The sequence below is a fragment of the Methanobrevibacter sp. genome, from assembly GCF_017447225.1.
GTDB lineage: Archaea > Methanobacteriota > Methanobacteria > Methanobacteriales > Methanobacteriaceae > Methanocatella.
Map to the genome: position 1 here is coordinate 1 of NZ_JAFSNZ010000061.1, position 21333 is coordinate 21333.

At 32.0% G+C, this 21333-nt stretch carries 27 protein-coding genes; 23 read left to right on the forward strand and 4 right to left on the reverse strand.

Annotation, left to right across the window (positions count from 1 at the left end; genetic code table 11):
• The first annotated feature begins 639 nt into the window (after positions 1-639).
• The 16 genes from IJQ68_RS06040 to IJQ68_RS06115 all read left to right on the forward strand — a co-directional run bounded on the left by IJQ68_RS06040 (position 640) and on the right by IJQ68_RS06115 (position 11717).
• A complete protein-coding gene (locus IJQ68_RS06040; RefSeq protein ID WP_292798241.1) occupies positions 640-1257 on the forward strand; it encodes a HEAT repeat domain-containing protein in 618 nt (205 codons plus the stop codon).
• A 55-nt stretch (positions 1258-1312) separates the two neighbouring features.
• Positions 1313-1756: a hypothetical protein gene (locus IJQ68_RS06045; RefSeq protein WP_292798243.1), complete on the forward strand. Its 444-nt coding sequence runs from the start codon at positions 1313-1315 to the stop codon at positions 1754-1756.
• A gap of 30 nt (positions 1757-1786) precedes the next feature.
• Positions 1787-2098 carry a hypothetical protein gene (locus IJQ68_RS06050; RefSeq protein WP_292798245.1) on the forward strand — a complete coding sequence of 104 codons (312 nt, stop codon included), beginning with the start codon at positions 1787-1789 and terminating at the stop codon, positions 2096-2098.
• 145 nt (positions 2099-2243) lie between these two features.
• A complete protein-coding gene (locus IJQ68_RS06055; RefSeq protein ID WP_292798247.1) occupies positions 2244-2549 on the forward strand; it encodes a nucleotidyltransferase domain-containing protein in 306 nt (101 codons plus the stop codon).
• On the forward strand, positions 2542-2910 hold the full coding sequence (locus IJQ68_RS06060) for a HEPN domain-containing protein (protein WP_292798249.1): 369 nt from the start codon (positions 2542-2544) through the stop codon (positions 2908-2910). Before IJQ68_RS06055 ends, IJQ68_RS06060 begins: the two co-directional genes overlap by 8 nt.
• A 412-nt stretch (positions 2911-3322) precedes the next feature.
• Positions 3323-3943, forward strand: a complete 621-nt coding sequence (locus IJQ68_RS06065) for a HEAT repeat domain-containing protein (protein WP_292798251.1) — start codon at positions 3323-3325, stop codon at positions 3941-3943.
• A 69-nt stretch (positions 3944-4012) separates the two neighbouring features.
• Positions 4013-4579 carry a HEAT repeat domain-containing protein gene (locus IJQ68_RS06070; RefSeq protein ID WP_292798253.1) on the forward strand — a complete coding sequence of 189 codons (567 nt, stop codon included), beginning with the start codon at positions 4013-4015 and terminating at the stop codon, positions 4577-4579.
• A 326-nt stretch (positions 4580-4905) separates the two neighbouring features.
• Positions 4906-5100: a hypothetical protein gene (locus IJQ68_RS06075; protein WP_292798255.1), complete on the forward strand. Its 195-nt coding sequence runs from the start codon at positions 4906-4908 to the stop codon at positions 5098-5100.
• Positions 5087-5668 carry a zeta toxin family protein gene (locus IJQ68_RS06080; RefSeq protein WP_292798257.1) on the forward strand — a complete coding sequence of 194 codons (582 nt, stop codon included), beginning with the start codon at positions 5087-5089 and terminating at the stop codon, positions 5666-5668. The genes IJQ68_RS06075 and IJQ68_RS06080 overlap by 14 nt, the downstream gene beginning before the upstream one ends.
• 873 nt (positions 5669-6541) lie before the next feature.
• Positions 6542-8059, forward strand: a complete 1518-nt coding sequence (locus IJQ68_RS06085; RefSeq protein ID WP_292798259.1) for an MFS transporter — start codon at positions 6542-6544, stop codon at positions 8057-8059.
• 576 nt (positions 8060-8635) lie between these two features.
• Positions 8636-8932 (forward strand): helix-turn-helix domain-containing protein, encoded by a 297-nt coding sequence (locus IJQ68_RS06090; protein WP_292798261.1) that lies wholly within the window; start codon positions 8636-8638, stop codon positions 8930-8932.
• Complete coding sequence (locus IJQ68_RS06095) at positions 8913-9083, forward strand: hypothetical protein (protein WP_292798263.1); 171 nt, start codon at positions 8913-8915, stop codon at positions 9081-9083. Before IJQ68_RS06090 ends, IJQ68_RS06095 begins: the two co-directional genes overlap by 20 nt.
• An 82-nt stretch (positions 9084-9165) precedes the next feature.
• Complete coding sequence (locus tag IJQ68_RS06100; RefSeq protein ID WP_292784506.1) at positions 9166-9645, forward strand: bacterioferritin; 480 nt, start codon at positions 9166-9168, stop codon at positions 9643-9645.
• A 21-nt stretch (positions 9646-9666) separates the two neighbouring features.
• Positions 9667-10443, forward strand: a complete 777-nt coding sequence (locus IJQ68_RS06105) for an MBL fold metallo-hydrolase (RefSeq protein WP_292798265.1) — start codon at positions 9667-9669, stop codon at positions 10441-10443.
• Between the two features lie 30 nt (positions 10444-10473).
• Positions 10474-11235 carry an EFR1 family ferrodoxin gene (locus tag IJQ68_RS06110; protein ID WP_292798267.1) on the forward strand — a complete coding sequence of 254 codons (762 nt, stop codon included), beginning with the start codon at positions 10474-10476 and terminating at the stop codon, positions 11233-11235.
• 152 nt (positions 11236-11387) lie between these two features.
• Positions 11388-11717: a carboxymuconolactone decarboxylase family protein gene (locus IJQ68_RS06115; RefSeq protein ID WP_292798269.1), complete on the forward strand. Its 330-nt coding sequence runs from the start codon at positions 11388-11390 to the stop codon at positions 11715-11717.
• Between the two features lie 40 nt (positions 11718-11757).
• Here IJQ68_RS06115 and IJQ68_RS06120 read toward each other — a convergent pair whose 3' ends face one another.
• A complete protein-coding gene (locus IJQ68_RS06120; protein ID WP_292798271.1) occupies positions 11758-12702 on the reverse strand; it encodes a CPBP family intramembrane glutamic endopeptidase in 945 nt (314 codons plus the stop codon).
• A gap of 372 nt (positions 12703-13074) precedes the next feature.
• On the opposite strand from IJQ68_RS06120, the gene IJQ68_RS06125 reads away from it, so the two are divergent.
• The 4 genes from IJQ68_RS06125 to IJQ68_RS06140 all read left to right on the forward strand — a co-directional run bounded on the left by IJQ68_RS06125 (position 13075) and on the right by IJQ68_RS06140 (position 17110).
• On the forward strand, positions 13075-13344 hold the full coding sequence (locus IJQ68_RS06125) for a DUF6110 family protein (RefSeq protein ID WP_342765130.1): 270 nt from the start codon (positions 13075-13077) through the stop codon (positions 13342-13344).
• 23 nt (positions 13345-13367) lie between these two features.
• Positions 13368-15509, forward strand: coding sequence for a heavy metal translocating P-type ATPase (locus tag IJQ68_RS06130; RefSeq protein WP_292798275.1), 2142 nt, complete (start codon positions 13368-13370; stop codon positions 15507-15509).
• A gap of 104 nt (positions 15510-15613) precedes the next feature.
• Positions 15614-16354, forward strand: coding sequence for an ABC transporter permease (locus tag IJQ68_RS06135; protein WP_292798277.1), 741 nt, complete (start codon positions 15614-15616; stop codon positions 16352-16354).
• Positions 16355-16363: 9 nt separating this feature from the next.
• On the forward strand, positions 16364-17110 hold the full coding sequence (locus IJQ68_RS06140; protein WP_292798279.1) for an ABC transporter ATP-binding protein: 747 nt from the start codon (positions 16364-16366) through the stop codon (positions 17108-17110).
• 27 nt (positions 17111-17137) lie between these two features.
• Here the strand turns inward: IJQ68_RS06140 and thiD are convergent, their stop codons facing one another.
• From thiD to proS, 3 genes are read right to left on the reverse strand one after another with little or no spacing between them, the layout of a single operon-like run.
• On the reverse strand, positions 17138-17872 hold the full coding sequence (gene thiD, locus IJQ68_RS06145; protein WP_292798281.1) for a bifunctional hydroxymethylpyrimidine kinase/phosphomethylpyrimidine kinase: 735 nt from the start codon (positions 17870-17872) through the stop codon (positions 17138-17140).
• A 3-nt stretch (positions 17873-17875) separates the two neighbouring features.
• The gene (cofC, locus tag IJQ68_RS06150; protein WP_292798283.1) at positions 17876-18547 is read right to left on the reverse strand and encodes a 2-phospho-L-lactate guanylyltransferase; all 672 of its coding nucleotides are present in this window, start codon (positions 18545-18547) and stop codon (positions 17876-17878) included.
• 9 nt (positions 18548-18556) lie between these two features.
• On the reverse strand, positions 18557-19963 hold the full coding sequence (gene proS / locus IJQ68_RS06155) for a proline--tRNA ligase (RefSeq protein WP_292798284.1): 1407 nt from the start codon (positions 19961-19963) through the stop codon (positions 18557-18559).
• Between the two features lie 114 nt (positions 19964-20077).
• On the opposite strand from proS, the gene IJQ68_RS06160 reads away from it, so the two are divergent.
• The 3 genes from IJQ68_RS06160 to IJQ68_RS06170 all read left to right on the forward strand — a co-directional run.
• Entirely contained in the window at positions 20078-20392 is a 315-nt protein-coding gene (locus IJQ68_RS06160) for a hypothetical protein (RefSeq protein WP_292798286.1), read from the forward strand.
• Between the two features lie 72 nt (positions 20393-20464).
• Entirely contained in the window at positions 20465-20647 is a 183-nt protein-coding gene (locus IJQ68_RS06165) for a hypothetical protein (protein WP_292798288.1), read from the forward strand.
• Positions 20648-21058: 411 nt separating this feature from the next.
• Positions 21059-21333 (forward strand): hypothetical protein (locus IJQ68_RS06170; RefSeq protein ID WP_292798290.1); only part of this gene is annotated, 275 nt, incomplete at its 3' end.

The following is a 21333-nucleotide window of genomic DNA, read 5'->3' on the forward strand; positions in this document are numbered from 1 at the left end:
CCGATAAATATTGTACGAATCCTTATGTTCTTTTATAAGATCATTTAAGTCATTATCCGTTAAATGTTCTTCAATTTTTGCGACTTTCATAATTATTATATATGAACTTCATAAGGTATAAACTTTTCCAAAAAAACTATAATTAAAATAATTGAGGTAATTATATGAAAACTCATGCGATAGTTGTGCTACTTACCTCTCAACACTACTTTTTTTAGAACTTATACTAATTAAATATTTTTCATTCGTCAATTATTTTTCTTTTCTCATAAATTCCATTACTTATTTTATATAAATAAAATTACAAATGACCTGATTTAATGGGAGGATGCTATAAAGTTTGATGGTTATATTGGGAATTTTGAGAAATAGGAGGTTAATGTAGTAACTTTTTGTTAGTATATAAAGTTTTCTATTTTTGTAACTAAAAGTAATTTAAAGATTAATTCATTTAATCTTTGATTTTTCATTAAATTATTATTTATTTTTTAAATTTTAGATAGTTTTGGATGAATTTCAGTAATTAAAGTAATTATTTTCTTAAAATCAATATATAAAAAATTTTTTCGCAGAAAAATCAAATCGCCATATATATATATGCTTTGATAAAATTTCATTTAAGCTGATAAAGGTGATTTGATGGGGTTATTCGATAATCTTTTTAAACCAAAAATAGAACATAACGATCCAAATGTAAGAAAAAAAGCTATAAAAAAAATAGATGACCAAGAAATTTTGGTTAAAATAGCCAAAACTGATGAAAATTCTGAAGTGCGTAATGCTGCAGTTTGGAAAATTAATGATGAATCAGTTTTAACTAACCTTGCGGGCAATGGTGATGATAGTGTTTCTAAGATTGCTAAATGGAAATTAGATGATGCTGATATTCGTCAAGATGCTGCTAAAAAAATAAATGACCAATCTTTCTTAATTGATATTGCTGAAAACGATTCTGATAGATGGGTTCGTTACAATGCAATTGGCAACATTACTGATGAATCTTTTTTAATTGATATTGCTAAAAATGACCCAGATGAGAGTATTCGTTACAGTGCAATATGTAATCCTAATCTAAAGGATCAAAGTGTTTTGATGGATATAATTAAAAAAGACCCTTATGATAGCAATCGTAAAAGTGCAGTTGATAAAATCACATCCAAATCTGATTTAGCTAAAATAGCTAAGAAAAATTCAATGGAAGGAGTTCGTAAAAGGGCTAATCGCAGATTGAATGAAGTTAATGTTATGAGATGGTGATTTTATGGGATTTTTGAATAATCTATTTAAACCAAAATATAAACACAGCGATGTATTGGTTAGGCTAGATGCAGTTAAAAAATTGGATGACCAAGAAATTTTAATTGAAATTGTAAAGAATGAACCTTCTGGGCATATTCGTGCAATTGCTGCCAGTAAAATTACTGACCAGAATATTTTAATTGATATGGCTAAAAATGATGAAAATGCTGATGCCCGTGGGGCAGCGGTTAAAAAGATTAATGACCAGAATGTTTTAATAGATGTGGCTAAAAATGATGAAGATGCACAAACTCGTTTAAAGGCCGTTGAGAAAATTAATGACCAAAATGTTTTAATTGACATAGCTAGGAATGATAGTGCTCCAATTGTTCGATTTGAAGCTATACAAAAAATAAGTGATGTTGATGTATTGGAAGAAATCTATCGTAGAGACTCTGACCATGTTAATCGTCAATCTGCGATAAGCAAAGTACATAAAATAAAAGGATTAACTTAATTTAAAATGTATGAATTAGGAGGTATTTTAATGGGATTTCTAGAAAAGATTTTTGGACCGCCAAAAGAGGATTATGCCACTCAATTTAAAAAATGCATAGAAGAAGGGGGACTTAGTGTAGCTATTGATGGAAATTCAATATTAAAGAACTGGAGGGTTGAATATCCAAATGATGCTAATAGATATTATGCGGTTATCATATTTGAGAAAATATGTTATCCTGGAGAAGTTTCATTTAATGAACTCACAACTACGTTATCCATAGCAAATGGGAAAACCCCTGTTAATAAAGAATTAGCTCCAGGGTATAAATCAAGGGCAACGAAATTGTTATTTGGATGAAAGTTGTAGATATTTTTTATTCATCTGTTACCTACAACATTTAATCTAAATTTATTGTATTTTTTCACAAACTAACACTTCAAAAATATTTATTATTAATGAAATCGAAATAAGATATTATAAGAATAATCGTTGGTGTTTGTTTATGAATAATAGATTAGAGATTGCTCGGGAGTTTGCAGAATCAATCAATTCAGATAAAATCGTAAAGATTATCTTGTTTGGTTCCGTTGCTCGTGGTGATGACACTGAAGATTCAGACATAGATATTTTAATTATATCTGATTATCGCAGTGAAATCTGGGAAGATATTGCAGATATGATTGGGGAGTTTGTTCTTGAGAAGCAGGAATTGATTTCTGCTCATATAATGACTACAGATAGATTCAATACCACACAGGATTATTCATTTTTATCAAATGTTTTAGCGGAGGGAGAGGTACTTGTCTGAAATTGAGGAGTATATGAATAAAGCAAATGATAAATTGATTTCCGCTAAGGCATTGCATGATGTTAATCAATTTTCCACCAGTGTTAGTGCATGTTATTATTGCATGTTCAATGCGACTAAAGCATTACTGATTAAAAAAGGATTCAAACCTAAAACTCATGCGGGTGTTATTTCATTATTTGGTAAGGAGTATGTTCTTAATGACTCTTTTGACAGAAAAATCTCTAAATATTTGTCAAGCACACAATCTTTAAGAGAAGCCGCTGATTATGATGCTGTTGATGATATCGATCAAACTATTGCCATTGATTGTATCAATAAGGCTGAAGAATTCATGAATGAAGCTAAAAAATTTTTATAATTATTTGCGAATTCTTTTTATTTGTTTTAGAATCGGGTAACTATTCAAAAATTTGACCAGTAACTGTTTGTAAGTAAATTTTTAAAAATATACTAAACTCGAAAGTGAAATTTTTGATGCTTAAATTTAGAAAAATGGTAAATATGCGATTTTTCACTGACTTCCTTTTTGTTAGTATATAAAGTTTTCTTTTTTATTACTAAAAGTAATTAAATCTTAATTCTGTTAATCTTTGATTTTCCTTCAAATTACAGTTTATTCCTAAATTTTAGAGATTTTTATTTGAATTTTAGCAGAGGGAGGTGCTGAAATGTATTAAATTAACTTATAAAATTTTTTTCGCATGCAATAATCAAATCGATATATATATATGATTTGATAAAACTTCATTTAAATTGAGAAAGGTGATTTAATGGGCTTATTCGATAATCTTTTTAAACCAAAAATAGAACATAAAGATCCAAATGTAAGAAAAAAAGCTATAAAAAAAATAGATGACCCAGAAATTTTGGTTAAAATAGCAAAAACTGATGAAAATTCTGAAGTACGTAATGCTGCAGTTTGGAAAATTAATGATGAATCAGTTTTAACTAACCTTGCGGGCAATGGTGATGACAGTGTTTCTAAGATTGCCAAATGGAAATTAGATGATACTAATATTCGTAAAGATGCTGCTAAAGAAATAAATGACCAATCTTTCTTAATTGATATTGCTGAAAATGATTCTGATAACTGGGTTCGTTACAATGCTATTGGCAACATCACTGATGAATCTTTTTTAATTGATATTGCTAAAAATGACCAAGATTACATTATTCGTAGCAGTGCAATAAATAATCCTAATCTAAAGAATCAAAGTGTTTTGATGGATATAATTAAAAAAGATCCTGAGGATAGTAATCGTAAAAATGCAGTTGATAAAATCACATCAAAATCTGATTTGGCTAAAATTGCAAAGAAAAATTCAATGGAAGGAGTTCGTAAAAGGGCTAATCGCAGATTGAATGAAGTTAATGTTATGAAATGGGGTTAAATTAAAAAATATTCATTTTTAATATGTTAGATTATAAAAGTTTTTACAAAAATTTGATAGGTGATTAAAATGGGATTTGGAGATTTATTCAAACCAAAATATAAACATAGTAATCCTGATGTAAGAAAAGAAGCAATTACTAAATTAGATGATTTAAAATTATTGGGAGAAATTGTTAGAAACGAAAATAATGAAGAAGTAAAAGAAGCTGCATTAAATAAGATGGATGAAATTTATATATCAATTGTTGAAAGTCGTGCGCCTGAAAAAGAACAAAGAGATGCTATAAGAAAAATAAGAAATGAAGATTACCTAATAAAAGTTGTTAAATCATACGATGAATCTCCGCTTTCATCACGATATACAAAGTGGGTTTGTATAGGTGCTCTTGGAAATTCTAATTTAACTGATGAATCATTATTGTGTAAAATGGCTGAGAATGATGATTCATTTATTAGAATGGGATGCTTATTTAATGATAACTTAAAGGATCCATATGCTTCATGCTATATTGGGAAACATGCTCGTGATTTCAGAGATGCGAATGATGCATTAAGAAAACTTGAAAGATTAGGATACAAAGATAAACCTTGCTATGATTCTGTATTAAGAAATGCACAAAGACTTCATGGTTAATAATATCAGATATGTAATGGTTTCAGAAGTCAGTTTAGAATAGCTAAAAGCTATTGTTAATGTTGTCATGGAAATTCATTTGCAATTTTACGGTTTTTATCATTGATAATAGCTACAAAACCTTTTTTTTAACCTTTAAATTCTAAAATATTGAAATCTATTTTTTTAAGATAAACAACAATCTATTATGTGGTCACGTTTTAATTTTTCAAAGGAAAAGATTCATTTTAATCTCATTGTCTTTTTGCACAAAGTCACGCTTCAAAAATATTTATTATTAATGAAGTTTATATTTTATAATACAATTAGAAATAGGAGGGTTTTATTTGCAAGAAAGTAATGAATTAGATTCAACATGTGGAATTTCTGATGAAGAACTTACAGAAAGATTTAAAGCATCTATTAAAATAGATCAAGATATTTGTAAAATTAAAGGACTTCCTATTGCTGGTTATGATGATGAACTTGAATGTCCTTACATTGAATATCCTGATGGAAAGAGGGAGTATGTCAAAGAATAAGAAAAGACTTCCTGAAGTCATTGTTTTTGCAGGCCCAAATGGAAGCGGTAAAACCACCATCACCCGTATGGCAAAAACCATTGGTGTTTATATCAATGCTGATGATATTAAAAGATCAAACTCATGCAGTGATTTGGAAGCAGCCGTTAAAGCGGAAGAACTTCGAGAACTGATGGTGGAAAAAAGTGAGGATTTCACATTTGAGACAGTACTTTCTACAGACAGGAATCTCAAATTGCTCCAAAAAGCTAAAGAAAAAGGATATTTCTTAAGATGCATTTATGTTTTAACTTCTGATTATAAGATTAACATCGCTCGAGTAAATATTAGGGAATCTATGGGTGGACATAGTGTTCCTGAAGATAAAATTAAATCAAGATACTTTAAAGCATTGAATCTTCTTCCTCAGGTAATTGAACTTTGCGATATTATCCATATCTATGACAATACTAATGTTCCATTTAGAATATTCAAGAAAAGAAAAGATGTGTATTATCATTGGGAAAATAAATATTGGAGTTATTCAGATATTGAAAAACTCACTGGAATAAAAGAATATGAAAATTAGTATTTGGTAAATATACAATTATTCCTCTAGTTACCATTTACAAATAAAATTTTAAAAGTATATTTACTTCAAAAGAGAAATTCTTGATTGCCTAAATCCGATAAAATAGTAAATATACAATTTTTCTCTAACTTCCTTTTTGTAAGTATATAAATTTTAAGAATTGATGGTAATATTGACGTTTTTTTAAATTAATTAAATAGCTATTTATATATAATTTAAAATAGTAAAATAATATTAATTAGCATAATTGAGGTAATTTTATGAAAGGGCATGCGAAAGTTGTCATACTTATGTTCTCTCTACACTACTTTTTTTAGAAATCATGATAATTAAATATTTTCATCTATACTGGGTGAAACTGGGATGGTGGAAATACAAATCCTGAACATCTACTATAATCACTGACATAACCTGAACCAACTAATGATGCAAAGGTAACTACTTGAGTATTATTGGAAAAGTTGAGGGTAAGATGCTGAAATTATTTATAAACAATTGATGACAAGCAATTATTGTTATGCAAACAGTTACATGAAGTTGGTTAAAATGAATCAGAAGTTGCATAATCCGGACTCACCATTGTTAATCGAGGATGTTAAAGATGGTGAAACCGTAAAGGAAATTTCAGAGCCAAGCTATATTGATGCTCAAAATAGATTGATGTAGTTTTTAGTTAGGCCTTTGATATTTGATGTTCATAGAATGCATTTGAAAATCAATCTTACAGAATTGTGGTGTTCTTGCAGTATTATGTAAAAATCCAATCCAAAAATTTAATCGTTGGGAAAGCAAATATAAACTCATGTTCATGTTTAAAAGTTAGCATGTAAAAATATTTTTTAAAATTAATTTTTTGGAGGATTAATAAGTATGAATGAAAAGGCTAACGAATATTCTTGGTTTCCGTTAATAGTTGTGGCTTGTGCTTCATTTATTATAGTGTTGGACTCTTTCTTCATGAATGTTAGCATTTCTCGAATTGTTGTTGATTTGAATGCTGATGTTAGTACTATTCAAATGATTGTGTCGTTTTGTACTCTTATCACTGCTGCGTTGATACTGTTCAGTACCAAACTTCAGGACATAGTTGGTAAAAAGAAACTGTTTGTAATTGGCGCGGCACTTTTTGGTATAGGAATATTTGCTGCAGTATTAAGTTCAAGTGTTACAATGTTTTTTGTCGGATGGGCAGCGATTAAAGGTGTTGCTGCGGCATTAATGCTGCCTGCCATAGTTTCAATAATAAGCGGAATATATTCCGGCAGAAAGCGTACAATTGCTTTGGCAACTCTTGGGGTAATGGCAGGACTTGCAGATATTTTAGCTCCGCTCATTGGTGGGCTTATTACAACTTTTTTCAGCTGGAGATACACTTTCGCATTTGAATTAATATTCATTTTATTTATTTTAGTAATGCAAAATAAAATACCTGATTTTAAGCCTACTGAATCTAAAAGCGATCTTGATATTATTGGTGCTATACTTTCCGGTATATGTCTTCTTTTGCTTGTGCTTGGTATTTTGACTCTGACTAAGGATGTTGCTACCAGCATAATTGAGATAATTTTGGGATTGATAGTCTTAGCAATCTTTATATGGTTTGAACTCAAAAGAAAAAGGTCAGGCAAGGTGCCATTGCTTGATGTTGAATTATTTAGAGACAAAAATTTGCGTATAGGTACATCTATTAAGTTATTATATAATATTGTAATATCTGGAACATTTTTTGTAATGGTTCTGTTTTTCCAAAGTGTATTGCAGTTAAATCCATTCGATACTGGTTTGGCTTCACTTCCGTTTGTTATGGCTTTGTTTATTTTTTCATTGACCGCTCCAAATCTAATAGGAAAACTGAATCACAAGACACTCATGGCAATAGGATGTATAATATCTATTGTAGGATGTCTGATTTTAAGTTATCAATTTAAATTAAATGTAAACATGCTGGATTTAATTCCGGGGCAGTTTTTACTTGGGACAGGTATTGGTTTTATGATGGCTTTAGCAGCGGATGTTGCATTATTCGATGTTCCTGCTGAAGGCCAAAATAATGCATCTGGTATTATTACAACTGGTGAGACATTAGGTTCCTCATTGGGTACAGCAATCATTGGAATAATTCTAATTCTTGGAGTTATGGGCGGTATTAGTACTGCAGTCGATACCTATGCGCCTGATTATTCAGGAGATGAACAATTCCATCAGGAGGTCTATGACTACTTCCAAAAATTAGACACTATAGAGGGACAAGATAGTATTGTTGTGAATACTGCAGATATAATTATTCAGAATGCAATGGCAACCGTAATGTATGGATTAGCCATCGTGTTAGCAGCTATGTTAATTATAACGCTGCGGATAAAAAATAAAAATATTAAAAAACAATGAGAGACAATCTCTCATTTGCCTTTTTTTTTTAAATGGTTTGAGTGTTGGCAGAAATTATTCAATTTTGATTTTATTCATTTTGTTTGTATGATAGGATAAATTTCACTAAAAGTTGTAGATATTTTGAAGTGTGTTATGCCAACAGCAACATGAAGATGGTCAAAAGGAACCAAAAGTTGCATAATCTTGATTCTCCTTTGTTGATTGGTGATGTTAAAGATAATGATGTTGTAAAAAAGGTTAGAGAACATTGTTTCATTGAAACTCACGAAAAAGTTCTACCACTTATGCATATTTTTCAATCAACTTTATACAAATATTTTGAATTAATATTCATGAAAAGAAAAAGTAGCTATTAATTATATATAATTTAAAAAAGTAAAATATTATTAATTAACATAATTGAGGTATTATATGAAAACTCATGCGATAGTTGTATACCTTTTCTCTCTACACTACTTTTTTAAGACTTATGATAATTAAATATTTTCAATTGCCCTATCATTTATTGTTTACATAACTGAAGATATTTTTATAAATTTTTAGCTACATAATATTACTTACTGTGGTGATTTTATGGTCAGTTTAAATTTTGATGATAATCGTTTGAAAAGTACTCCCTTTTTTTATTTCATTAACTACATTAATGTTCTTCACGACAATTTCTTAAAAGAGAATTTCAAGGATATCACTCCCAGGGATTTCACTCATCTCTCCAATATTTTCTATCACGAAAACATTTCCCAAAAGGAATTGGCAAATCTGCTTTATGTTTCAGAAGCTAATGTTGCTCAAATCATTAAAAGATTGGAAAAAAGTGGTCATGTTAAACGAGAATTTTTAAAAGATGATCATGGTAAAAAAATCTCTTAACTTAACTGATAAGGGTGAATCCATTTTCAATTTACTGTTGAACATGATTTATGAAGGGGAAACAGAAATTTTTAAAGATTATTGTGATGAAGACAAAATAAAATTTAAAGAAATGTTATATGTCTTTTGTGAAGGTGCAGCTGAATATTGATAAAAGTTAAATATTCATGAACCAAAAAAATAATATTATACTTAAGATACTTAAGTAGATTATTGCTTAAAAGGTGAAAATCATGGCTGATAAGGAAAAGACTATAGAAGTATTGCAAGCTATTGTAACAGGTTTATCCGCAAATTCATTCGGACACAGAATTCAAGCTAAAATATTTGCAGGATTAGGATTTCCATCCCTTGGAGATAAATACATTGCACATGCAACCGAAGAAATGGATTTTGTAGAACAGTTTATGGACAGAATCCTTGATTTGGGCGGGGAAATCAAACAGGAAGCACAAGAAGCAAAACCTATATACACAGACATTGTTGAGTTCATAGAATATGACTACAATGTATCCGTTGAAGGAATTGCATTTTTAAATGAAGTAATGGATTCCGGAATCTTTGATGCAACCACCTATGATCTTATGAAAGTATATCTCAAAGATGAAGAGGAAGACATGTACTGGAGCGAACAGCAACTTGACTTGTGCAAAATGATTGGAAAACAAAACTACCTGACTCAATTGTTAATAAATGGACCTGCTGCTGAATAAACTTTTTTTTAGGGTGGGAGAATGGAAATTAAATCAGTTAAAACATTTAAAAATGGATTCATGAATCAGGCCTTTGCTTTTGGCGGTGAAGAGGGAATGGAAAATTTCGATGCATCCATTAAATATCGGGCAAGCATTCAAAATTACCTAATTGACACAGGAGATGAAATAATTCTGGTGGATACGGGTATTCCTGATGGGTTAGCTATTCCAGAACCTGACGATTCAACTCCAATATATAATGGTGAGCTAATAAGCAGTTATGTGGAAGCTTTGCAAAATTTGGGTTATGATGTGAAAGATGTATCAAAAATTCTTCTAACACACAAGCATCCAGATCACTCAGGAGAATTGTCAAAATTTCCAAATGCTAAAATATACATGTCAAAAACAGAAGCAGAAGAGTTAAAACTTGATGGGGACAATATCATAACAGTTAATTATGAAACCAGTTATAAGAATTTCCCGAAAGCTGAAAAAATTGTTGATGGAGTATATTTTATTCAGGCGATAGGCCACACTACCGGAAACAGTATAGTTATTGTGGAAGATGATGATTTATTCTACATGATTCATGGGGATATAACATATACTGATGAAGCATTATATGCAAACAAATTATCCATTGTTTTTGAAGACATCGAAAAAGCAAGGGAAACATTAGATAATGTACGGGAATTTATCAAAAACAATCCGACAGTGTATCTGTCAACACATACTCCATTAGGACCCGAAAACCTTGAAAACAAATATATTATGGATTTAGATAACCAACCTGAAAGTATTTATCCAAAATAAATGCTTTCTTGATTTCTTTTTTTGATTAAAATGAAAATATTGTATTATACGTCAACTGGAAATAATCTGTTCATTGCAAAACAATTGGGAGGAGAACTGTTAAGCATTCCACAATTGGTGAAAGATAATATATATGAAATTAAGGATGATTCTGTAGGGATTGTTTTCCCTGTGTTTTTTGCAACATCTCCTAAAACATTAAGGGAATTTGTTGAAAAAGTCAATATCCATGCAGATTACATATTCCTCATATGTTCCTATGGAAGTGATGGTGATTACCATGCATTGAAAATCATGAAAAAAACTTTTAATAAGAGAGGAATTAACATAAACTACACCAATTCTGTCCTTATGGTTGATAATTTCTTACCGGTATTTGACATGGCTCATGAAATGGAAATCAAAAACGATTCAGATATAGAAAAGCAAATAGAAATAATTAAAAATGATATTATATCAAAAAAAGACTTCATCTATTCGAAAAAGCATTTTACAAATGTTCCATTCATTGAGAAGATATTGGAATCCACAATGACTTCAAAATACCATATAATTGCTGATGATGGCTGTAGCAGTTGCAGGATATGCACTAAAGTCTGTCCAAGGGGAAATATTGAAGTAATCGATGGTAAACCTCACTTTGGAGAAGCCTGTGATTTTTGCTTAAGCTGTGTGCACCATTGTAAAACTCATACGCTAAGCATAAATGATGAAGCAAATCCTAATGAGAGATATATAAATCCTAATGTCAAACTTTCTGAGATTATAAAAAGCAATAATCTTTATCAATGAATAAACATATTTATGTTAATCAATAATTTTTTTAATGGATGATTGCTTTCAAAGTTGTCATGTATTGATTAAAACATTGCTGGTGAAAATAGCTATTTATATATAACTTAAAAATGAAATTATTAATTAATTATAATTTGGAGAGGAGTTATATGAAAGGTGATGTGTATTACGGAAAAGGTATTCGTGAATTGGAAGATCAGTATCCTGAATTGTATGAACTTGTTTCTGATTTGAATGAAACAGTATGGGATGGGAAAATCCTAGATTACAAAACCCAAAAATTAATAGCTATTGGAATTACAGCATCTCGTGCTGATCCAAGAGCAACCAAAAAACAAATCAAAAGTGCTATTGAAGTGTTAGGCATCAGCAAAGATGAAATTGTGGATGTTTTAAGAGTAGTATTATTGACTTCAGGCATGCCTGCATTTTCAAAATCCCTGCAAATCTTAAACAGCGTATTGGAAACTATGGATTAAGCTTCAAATTAATTTTTGAAGTTTATTTTTACTATTTTTTTTAAATCATTATTATGTTCAGTGATGTTAATATTTTTAAAATAAAGTATATTATTAATAAAATCATTCCTACATTTAAAAGCACGGTTTTCGCTGGTTTTTCAAGATAAATCTCTCTTTTTGAGTCATTCAATTCTATTTTGTCATATTTTGTAAATATTTCATATAGTCCAACAAATAGCGCTATAAATAATACTGTGAAATAAAGTGCAATTATCCCCATATCTCCTGTATTCATCATTCCTTGAGCAATGTTTTCTGCTGCGGAGCTGAAAAATATGCTGACTACTGACCCGTAGAAGTTCACGCAGGCATGAATTATTATGGGATATATGATTTTTCCTGTGTTTATGTAGAGATATGCCAGAAATCCTCCAAGGAAAAATGCATAGAAAAACTGGCTCAGATTTCCGTGAAAGAGGGCAAAGATTAATGCGGACAATATTATGGACAGTTTTGCACCATATTTTATAGTTCTCTCAATTAGAATCTTTCTGAAAAATATTTCTTCAAAAATTGGAGCCACTATGCATATTATTAGCAGGTTAATGTAGATGCTTGAATTTTCAATCAGCTGTTCTACGGGGTTTATTACCTCATTTGACATTGTATTTCCAATCAGTGTGGTTATGACTGTTCCAATCAGGTTTCCCACTATCATCAGCGTTATTGCTATACATATGCATTTTAAAAGGCCTATAACATTTAACCTGTTTTCATTGATGTTTGATGATTCGATTTTTCTCATCAGATAGATGAAAATCGGAAATATGATGATATAGCTTGTCAGCGATCCTATCAATGTCTGAACGTTAATGTCATTAAGAAGGCTGGCATCAATTAAGGATACAATATTTGCTATGAAGATTTGAAATATTATGGGAATCAGTGCCAGAAGCAGATAGTTAAATCCGATTTTTGAAAATATTTCTTTATGTGCGTCCATTTTTTTTAATCTCCAATATGGTGTAAGTTATATTTAACTTAATTGTTAATAAAGTTTTTGTTTGAATTGATGAAATTAATTTTGGGATGACTAAAAATTATTTTGATGCACGTAAATTTAAATTAAGTTTAGCCTAATAATTATTCTTTGTTTTACCTAAAACTTATTAAAAATCGAATATTTTATATATTACTTTTTATTTAATATTATAATAGGCAATAAGTATTTTATACAAAAGTAAATTTTTACGTTTGATTAAAAAATTCCATTGTTTTAGGCATACCTAAAATTTATATAATATTGTCAATAAAAATAATAACGTTATTGGAATTTAGATTTCCAATAGATAAAAAATTACGGGAGATTGAAATAATGATAAAAAAAGAATATGTTGACACTATAATGAAACATAAACATGCACTAATTTTTGCTGGTGGAATTGCAACCGCTATTATTGGTAAAAAAATCTTAGAATCAGAAGCTGTTAAAGAATCATGTACCAAAGGTATGGCTGCTGTATTAGCTGCTAAAAAAGATGCAGAAGAATGCTACCAAGACATGAGAGAAAACGCAGAAGACATCGTTGTTGACGCAAACTCTGAAGTCAAAAAAGAAATTTACGTTGAAGAAGACAAAGAATAAGATTTTTTTATTAAGGTAAGAAAATGAAATATCAAGTAATGTATGATAAAGGAACCCGTCTGAGGGTTCGTTCAGGCCAATGGGCTTTCACTCAAAAGGAAGGCTATGGTCTCGCTTCATTACTTTTGGAAAATGATTTTATCCATGAGGTTTACACATCACACAGAAACGGAAGTATCCTGATTTATTATGATGATGTTTCCAACAAGAATAAGATTTTCAAGATTTTGGATTCCATCACATTGGATGATTTGTTTGAAGCAGAAGCAACCCAGCTTCAGCTTTCTAAAGAAATCACTGATGACTTTATATTGAAATTAACAAAAATGATTGGATACAGGTTATTCAGAAGGATATTTTTCCCAATCAGGCTTAAAAATATTTTAACTATTCTACGTGCTAGTAGATATATTTGGGCAGGATTGGATAGCCTTACTGATTTCCGTATTGATGTCGCCCTTCTTGATGGAGCGGCGGTTGCCGGAGCGTTATACATGAGAGATTTCGCACCTGCAAGTTCCATGATGTTCCTCTTGTCCATTTCTGATGCATTAGAAGACTACACTGTACAGAAAGCCAAAAGTACTCTCAAGGACAGTTTGGCATTAAACATTGATACTGTATGGTTAGTAAATGATGATGGTACAGAAGAGCAATGTCCTGCTTTGGATATTAAAAAAGGAGATAAAATCAAGATCCACATGGGTGATGTAATTCCTGTGGACGGAAAAGTAGTTGATGGCGAAGGAATGGTTAATGAGGCTTCAATGACTGGAGAACCGTTGGCTGTTCACAAAAGACCTGGCAAAACTGTCCATGCCGGAACAGTAATAGAGGAAGGTAACATTATTGTTGAGGTTCATTCAATCAATAAGGAAACCAGATTGAACAAGATTATTGACCTTATTGAAAACTCAGAAGAGCTGAAAGCCGATGCACAAAGCAAAGCTGAAAGGTTAGCCGATTCAATAGTGCCTTACAGTTTCCTTGCAACTGCACTGACATATCTCTTTACAAGAAATGCTACAAAGGCATTGTCTGTATTGATGGTTGATTTCTCATGTGCAATCAAGCTTACAACTCCATTGTCAATCATATCTGCAATGCGTGAAGCATCAGACAATCGTATGATGGTTAAGGGAGGTAAATTCCTTGAGAAATATGCGACAGCGGATACCATAGTATTTGACAAGACTGGAACTTTAACCAATGCTTCTCCTAAGGTCGTTCACGTATTCCCAATGACCAAAAGGTACACTCGGGAAGAGATATTGAGAATGGCTGCCTGTATCGAAGAGCACTTTGCACACAGTATCGCAACAGCTATTGTAAGACAGGCTGAAGAGGAAGGAATTAAGCATGAAGAGGATCACAGTGAAGTTGAATACATTGTAGCTCATGGTATTGCAACCCATTATGATGACAAACGTGTTGTAATCGGAAGCAGACACTTCCTGTTTGATGATGAGGGCATTAAAATAAATAAAACCCAGGAAAAGAAAATCAAAAAAGAAGTAAATGAGCATTCTGTAGTCTACATGGCAATCGATGGAAAGCTTGAAGGTCTAATCTGTATTGACGATCCTGTGCGTGAAGAGGCTAAATATGTCATTGAAGAGCTCAAATCTTTAGGCATTGAAAATGTGATAATGCTTACTGGAGACAGTGAAAGCGGAGCCAAATCAAGTGCTGAAGCTTTAGGAATTACTGAATACAGATCACAGGTACTTCCAGAAGACAAGTCAAGAATCGTTGAAGAGCTTAAAGCTGAAGGAAGAACCGTTATCATGGTCGGTGACGGAATAAACGACTCACCAGCACTTGCAGCGGCAGATGTATCAGTGTCCATGAAAAACTCATCAGACATCGCTCGTGAAGTGGCTGACATTTCACTTCTTTCAGATGATTTGCATGATTTGATTACATTGAGAAAACTAAGTACTGGAATGTTTGATAAGATTAATACAAACTACCGCAGAATCGTTGCTGTAAACGGTACCTTGCTTGTACTCGGGGTTTTAGGTGTTATCACTCCAGCAACATCTTCAATGGTGCATAACTTATCCACAATGCTTTTCGGTGCTTTAAGTACAAAATCCGTGCTTGATGACAGAGACCCTAATGAAATTCAAGTTGAAGCAATAGAAGTGGCTGATGCCGCTTAAATATGTAGAATTAATTTTCTACATTTTTTCTTATTTTTTCTTAAACTTTTAATATAATAAGTTTCAAATCTAATTGTGTATAAAATTTTTAGTTAAGTGATGAGATGAATAAAAGAAAAATTTTACCATTTATTTTACCAATTGCAATCATTATTTTTTGGTATATCATAACAGGAGGTCTTCATTTAATAAGGCCATATGTATTGCCAAGTCCTGTTGATGTATTTTTCTCAGCGATTAATATTATAGAATCTGGAAAACTGCTTAAAAATACTGTTGATACTTTATTCAAAGTTTTCTCTGGTCTGATTTTAGCATCTGTTGTTGCTATTCCTTTAGGAATTATCCTTGGATGGTATCGGACTTTAGAAGATTTGGCATCCTTTGTTATCAGTATTTTAAGGCCTATCCCTCCAGTTGCATGGATTCCGTTTTCAATTTTATGGTTTGGTATCGGAACCGTTCCTGCAGTATTCATTATATTTATGGGTTGTGTATTCCCGATTTTAGTGTATACAATTGATGGTGTAAAAAGAACTGATAAAGTATTAATTGAATCTGCTCAGACTTTAGGTGCAAATGACTGGAATGTTTTAAGAAGAGTAATATTGCCTTCCACTGTTCCATATATCGTTTCAGGACTTAAGGTTGGTGTCGGAATTGCATTGATGTGTACAATTTCAGCTGAAATGATTGGTTCAAGCAGCGGATTGGGATATATGATTTTAACAGCTACAAACCTCTTTGATACAGGTACTACTGTAGTCGGTATGTTGGTTATTGGATTAATTGGATTGGTCCTGGATTATGTATTCGGACTTGCACAAAAAAGGATTTTCTGGTAGGTGTCTTGAATGTCAATTGAAATTAAAAATATTAACAAATCCTTTGATGGAAGAGGAAAGAACTTATCTGTTTTGGAAAACATTAATTTAAATATTGAAGACGGTGAACTGGTGTGTCTGCTTGGACCGTCAGGCTGCGGTAAGACAACTCTTCTTCGTTTGATTGCAGGGCTTGATCATCCTACTTCCGGTGAAGTTATAGCCAACGGGGAAGTTGTTGAAAAGCCGTCCGGTGACAGGGCAGTAATCTTTCAGCAGTATTCACTTTTCCCATGGTTAACTGTTCTTCAAAATGTAACATTCGGTCTTGAAATTTCCGGAGGTTCCAAGGAAGAAAACATTCAGGCAGCAGAAAGATATCTTAAAAGTGTCGGTTTACTTGACTTTAAAGATAGCTATCCTCATGAACTTTCAGGTGGTATGAAACAAAGGGTCGCAATTATTAGATCTTTGCTTAATCATTCACCAATCTTGCTCATGGATGAACCGTTTTCTGCATTGGATATGCAAAATAGACACAAGCTTCAGGAACAGCTGATAGGGGTTTGGCAAAGGTTTGAAAATACTATTGTTTTTGTAACCCACGATGTTGATGAGGCAGTATATCTTGCAGATAAAATCGTCCTTCTTGACAAAAACCCAGGTAAAATCCATGAAATCATTGACGTGAATTTGGAAAGACCAAGAAAAAGAGAATCCCAAGAGTTTTTAGCTCTCCAGGAATCAATCGTTGATAAACTAGATATGGAAGAATAGCTTTAAAGCTATTTTCTTTACTTTTTTTTAAATTTTTGCTATTAATGTACCGTAATTTCCATTTTTAATGGATTCATATACATAATCAAAAGATTTCAAACAGGAAGTCTTTAAATCATTTCCCTTTTCAAGATATGCTGCTATCGCTGAAGACAGGTTGCATCCTGTTCCGTGAAGATTATCGCTTTTTAGCAGTTCCTGCTTTTCAATTATGATTTCTCCGTTAAAATTCATTGTATTGATGCCGTCCAGATGTCCTCCGGTAATCAGTACGTCACATGGAAACTTTTCGCTTGCTTTAATGGCGTCTTCTTGTGAACTTATTTTAAAATCAGTTAACTTCTCAGCTTCAGATATATTTGGTGTGGTTAGTATGGCTTTTGGAAGCAGATATTTATTCAGTGCATCGGCCAAATCGTTTTTGGTCAGATTTCCTCCCGAAGTTGCAACCATAACGGGATCAACCACTGCCTTTAAATTATATTCAGTAATCTTATTTCCAATCAGTTTGATAATTTCGGGGGAATAGAGCATTCCCGTTTTAATGTATGTAATGTCGTATGCATCCAAAACAGCATCAATTTGTTCTTCAATGTAATTAACATCAATTGGGTTGATTGAAAAGACTCTGTTCGGATTTTGAGCGGTTAGCGCAGTAACAACCCCGCATCCATAAACGCCTATTGCCTGAAATGTTTTCAAATCGGCAAAGACTCCTGCGCCGGCTGACGGGTCAACTCCTGCAATTGACATCACTACCATGGTCTAGCCTCGGGTAACTTTCAAACGTTCGCTTCCACGGAAAGGCTCAACATTGACTTTCAGTTCTTTTAGGTATTTTCTTGTATGGGTCTTTTTGCCGTGAATCATGATTTCGCCCAAATCCTGAGCGGTATTGACATCCAGGGCCATAAAAAATGAATCGTGCACTTGAGGATTCAGTTTTTTCCTTTCTGCAGCCTGCAGATGTTCCTCATAGCTGAACCCTTCAAATCTGGTATGTATCGCCATAGGTTTCATGATAATCATGTTTGTGCCACCGCCTTTTGATGGAACAATGATAAAATCAAGGCTTTTTGATGCATCAATAAGCATTTGGACATTGGTCTTTCCGATTAACGGCACATCTGATGGAACAATAATGACTTTTTTTGCTTTTCCCTTGCAGTATTTCATTGCCTGCTTTAAAGCCTTGTTCAGATTGGAGTTTTCATCTTCCAAAATAGTATCAAGATTCAGCTTTTTGGCATAGTCCAATACATCCTCATCTCTGCTGATGATGAATATCCTGTCAACATGCTTCTTTAAAGTGTCTGTAACGTCATGAAGCATGGCCTTTAGGAGATTTTCCCTTTCTTCTTCAGATAAAAAAGGAGATAATCTTGTTTTGGCATTCTTGAATTTGCTGACAGGTATTATTGCGTAAATATCATCCATTCAAATCACTTAATAGGTTTTTGCAATCAATGCAACATATTTTGCATCTTCACCGCTAACAATGCATTTGGCTCCGGCTTCTGCATCGTCATGGATTCCTAAGACGTCATATCCGGTTTTTTCTTCAATCTGTTTACCGCACTCCTCATCACCGCACCAGTTAACGGCAACAACATTTCCTGCTTCAATCAAATCAGCAATTTCATTAATGTCTTCAGTGAATTTGACATGTTCTTCCTGGAACTTCCATGCTGAATCCTTAAGGTTTTCATAAGATTTGTCAAGTAAATCCTTAACGTTATCGACTAAAGAGTCATCTAAAGCCAGTTCGACTTTTTCTCCTTCATCACGTCTCATAGCTATGGTGATATTGTTTTCCAAATCCCTTGGTCCGAGCTCAAGTTTTAATGGAGTTCCTTTCAATTCCCAGTCATAAAACTTTTTACCCGGTCTGATATCTCTGTCATCGATGTTTACACGTAGACCTGCGTTTTCCAGAGACTCTTTAATTTCCAGACATTTTGCCATGACTTCCTCTTTTCCTTTTTTAAACAATATTGGAATTATTGTGACTTGGTTAGGTGAAACCATCGGTGGAAGGCGTAAACCCTTTTCATCTCCATGAACTCCAATAATTGAAGCGATAACTCTGTCTGATAATCCTGCGCATGTCTGGTAAACATATTTGTGTTCGCCGTCCTTATCTTCAAATGTAATGTCAAAAGTCTTTGCAAAGGTCTGACCTAAATTGTGAATTGTACCTATTTGCAGGGTTTTTCCATCAGGCATTATAGCATCAAAAGCCATTGTGTAGTCTGCACCAGGGAATGTGTCCCATACAGGTCTTTTTGAAATCAGATAAGGAATTCCCAATTCATCTAAGAATTTTTTGTAAATTTCAATGAATGCCTGAATCTGTTCATCTGATTCTTCTTTTGTCGCATGGGCTGTGTGTGCCTCTTTGAATGTTGTAATCTCACGAACACGTATTAACGGACGGGTGTGTTTTGTTTCGTATCTGAATGTGTTGACTACCTGATAATATTTGATTGGGAGGTCAATATGTGACCTGATCCATAATGAATACATCGGATAGATTGAAGTCTCACTTGTAGGTCTTAAGGCTAATTTTTCATTTAAATCGTTTCTTCCTCCTTTTGTAACCCAGTATACTTCATTTTCAAATCCTTTTACATGTTCTCCTTCTTTAGCCAGTTCTGTTTCAGGAACAAGGAGTGGGAACAATACTTCTTCATGGTCTTTGTCAAGCATTTCTTTTATTCTTTTAAGCATGAATTTTCTTATCTTGAATCCGTAAGGCATCCAAACAGCCATTCCTTTAATAGGATATCTTGAATCAGTAATATTTGCTTCTTCTAAAATGTCATGAAACCATTCGCTAAAATTTTCCACCATATCACCTAAATTTTATTTATAATATTATTATATAAGTTTTTAATCAGTTATATAATTACTTTAAAAATAATATAATAGAAATATTTTAATAACAGTTAATACACAAAATAAAATATGATTAGTTTAATCACTGGTGCATTGTATTACAGTTCCAATTGGTTTTCTGACCTGTTGGGTTTTATATTCGGTATTGCAGTTTTTCTTCTAGTTGGTGCTTTCTGTTCAGGTGTTGGATCATCAGAAAATTCTTCTTCAAAAACAAACAGATCTAATTCAAATTATTATGGAAGATCAAACTATTCATCATATAGTTTTGACCCTTATGAAGAACAGACAAACTATGATCCAACTTGGGATGATGCGTTTTTCGAAAAGACAGGCATTGAACCTTGGTTCGATGACAATCCATGGGATCATGAAAAGAAATAGTTTTTTATAGGAAACTTTTTTGTTGTTTTTTGGGAAATAGTTTTTTATAGAAAACTATTTTAGTAATTTTTAATGTCAAAAGAACTTGCAACATTCTTGACAGGACGTTATATATCAATAGAAATGTATCCTTTTTCTTTCAATGAGCTCATTGATTATAAAAAAGAATTGGGTTCAGAACCAGTATCAAATAATGAATTGAATACAGAAATTTCAGTGAATATCTTAATTATGGTGGTCTGCCGGTTACAATAGATTCAAAAATTCATAAAGAAATTTCATTAAATGATTTGTATTCTTCAATTATTTTACATGATATTGTTGAACGTTTTGAAATAAGAAATATTGGTCTTTTTAATAGAATTACAAAGTTCCTTGTTGAAAATATTGGAAATTTGATATCTGCTCACTCAGTTTACACATATCTAAAGCATGATTTAAAAATTACAAAATTAACTATTTATTTAATATGTGCAACAATACCTCGACCTCTAAGGTCTGGGATGAATTGCACAAAAAATGAGAGTGGCATGAAATACTGTTCAAATGCTCTCTAGGACTTATTTTAAATATTAATTTTAATAATATTATTTAGTATAAAGAAACGCTTTTAAAATATTATAATAATATTTTTTTTTAACTATCATCATAAGGGGATTTTTTTTCATGAATATGGTTAATAAGAGTTTGAAAATTCGTATTTATCCTTCTAAAGTTGATTTTAATGATAATGGGGAAAAAATTGTTAGTATTGGTAAATTTGAGCAAAATTTAGGTAATGCACGCTTTGTGTGGAATGAAACATTAGCTTTTATCAAACATTTTAAAACGTTATTAATACAAAATGGCTATTCTTTCTATGTTAAAGTTAATAATAATTCATGTAATATTATTTTAAAGATGTTGAAACAAGAATATTCTTTTCTGGGTTTATCTGAGTC

Coding starts and splice junctions, on each gene's coding strand:
- IJQ68_RS06080 (WP_292798257.1), top strand. CDS start 5,087: ATGTCAAAGAATAAGAAAAGACTTCCTGAAGTCATTGTTTTTGCAGGC.
- IJQ68_RS06160 (WP_292798286.1), top strand. CDS start 20,078: ATGATTAGTTTAATCACTGGTGCATTGTATTACAGTTCCAATTGGTTT.
- IJQ68_RS06120 (WP_292798271.1), bottom strand. CDS start 12,702: ATGGACGCACATAAAGAAATATTTTCAAAAATCGGATTTAACTATCTG.
- IJQ68_RS06125 (WP_342765130.1), top strand. CDS start 13,075: ATGATAAAAAAAGAATATGTTGACACTATAATGAAACATAAACATGCA.
- IJQ68_RS06115 (WP_292798269.1), top strand. CDS start 11,388: ATGAAAGGTGATGTGTATTACGGAAAAGGTATTCGTGAATTGGAAGAT.
- IJQ68_RS06070 (WP_292798253.1), top strand. CDS start 4,013: ATGGGATTTGGAGATTTATTCAAACCAAAATATAAACATAGTAATCCT.
- IJQ68_RS06130 (WP_292798275.1), top strand. CDS start 13,368: ATGAAATATCAAGTAATGTATGATAAAGGAACCCGTCTGAGGGTTCGT.
- thiD (WP_292798281.1), bottom strand. CDS start 17,872: ATGGTAGTGATGTCAATTGCAGGAGTTGACCCGTCAGCCGGCGCAGGA.
- IJQ68_RS06140 (WP_292798279.1), top strand. CDS start 16,364: ATGTCAATTGAAATTAAAAATATTAACAAATCCTTTGATGGAAGAGGA.
- IJQ68_RS06065 (WP_292798251.1), top strand. CDS start 3,323: ATGGGCTTATTCGATAATCTTTTTAAACCAAAAATAGAACATAAAGAT.
- IJQ68_RS06055 (WP_292798247.1), top strand. CDS start 2,244: ATGAATAATAGATTAGAGATTGCTCGGGAGTTTGCAGAATCAATCAAT.
- IJQ68_RS06095 (WP_292798263.1), top strand. CDS start 8,913: ATGGTAAAAAAATCTCTTAACTTAACTGATAAGGGTGAATCCATTTTC.
- IJQ68_RS06110 (WP_292798267.1), top strand. CDS start 10,474: ATGAAAATATTGTATTATACGTCAACTGGAAATAATCTGTTCATTGCA.
- IJQ68_RS06085 (WP_292798259.1), top strand. CDS start 6,542: ATGAATGAAAAGGCTAACGAATATTCTTGGTTTCCGTTAATAGTTGTG.
- IJQ68_RS06165 (WP_292798288.1), top strand. CDS start 20,465: ATGTCAAAAGAACTTGCAACATTCTTGACAGGACGTTATATATCAATA.
- IJQ68_RS06050 (WP_292798245.1), top strand. CDS start 1,787: ATGGGATTTCTAGAAAAGATTTTTGGACCGCCAAAAGAGGATTATGCC.
- IJQ68_RS06105 (WP_292798265.1), top strand. CDS start 9,667: ATGGAAATTAAATCAGTTAAAACATTTAAAAATGGATTCATGAATCAG.
- IJQ68_RS06090 (WP_292798261.1), top strand. CDS start 8,636: ATGGTCAGTTTAAATTTTGATGATAATCGTTTGAAAAGTACTCCCTTT.
- IJQ68_RS06100 (WP_292784506.1), top strand. CDS start 9,166: ATGGCTGATAAGGAAAAGACTATAGAAGTATTGCAAGCTATTGTAACA.
- IJQ68_RS06040 (WP_292798241.1), top strand. CDS start 640: ATGGGGTTATTCGATAATCTTTTTAAACCAAAAATAGAACATAACGAT.
- cofC (WP_292798283.1), bottom strand. CDS start 18,547: ATGGATGATATTTACGCAATAATACCTGTCAGCAAATTCAAGAATGCC.
- IJQ68_RS06135 (WP_292798277.1), top strand. CDS start 15,614: ATGAATAAAAGAAAAATTTTACCATTTATTTTACCAATTGCAATCATT.
- proS (WP_292798284.1), bottom strand. CDS start 19,963: ATGGTGGAAAATTTTAGCGAATGGTTTCATGACATTTTAGAAGAAGCA.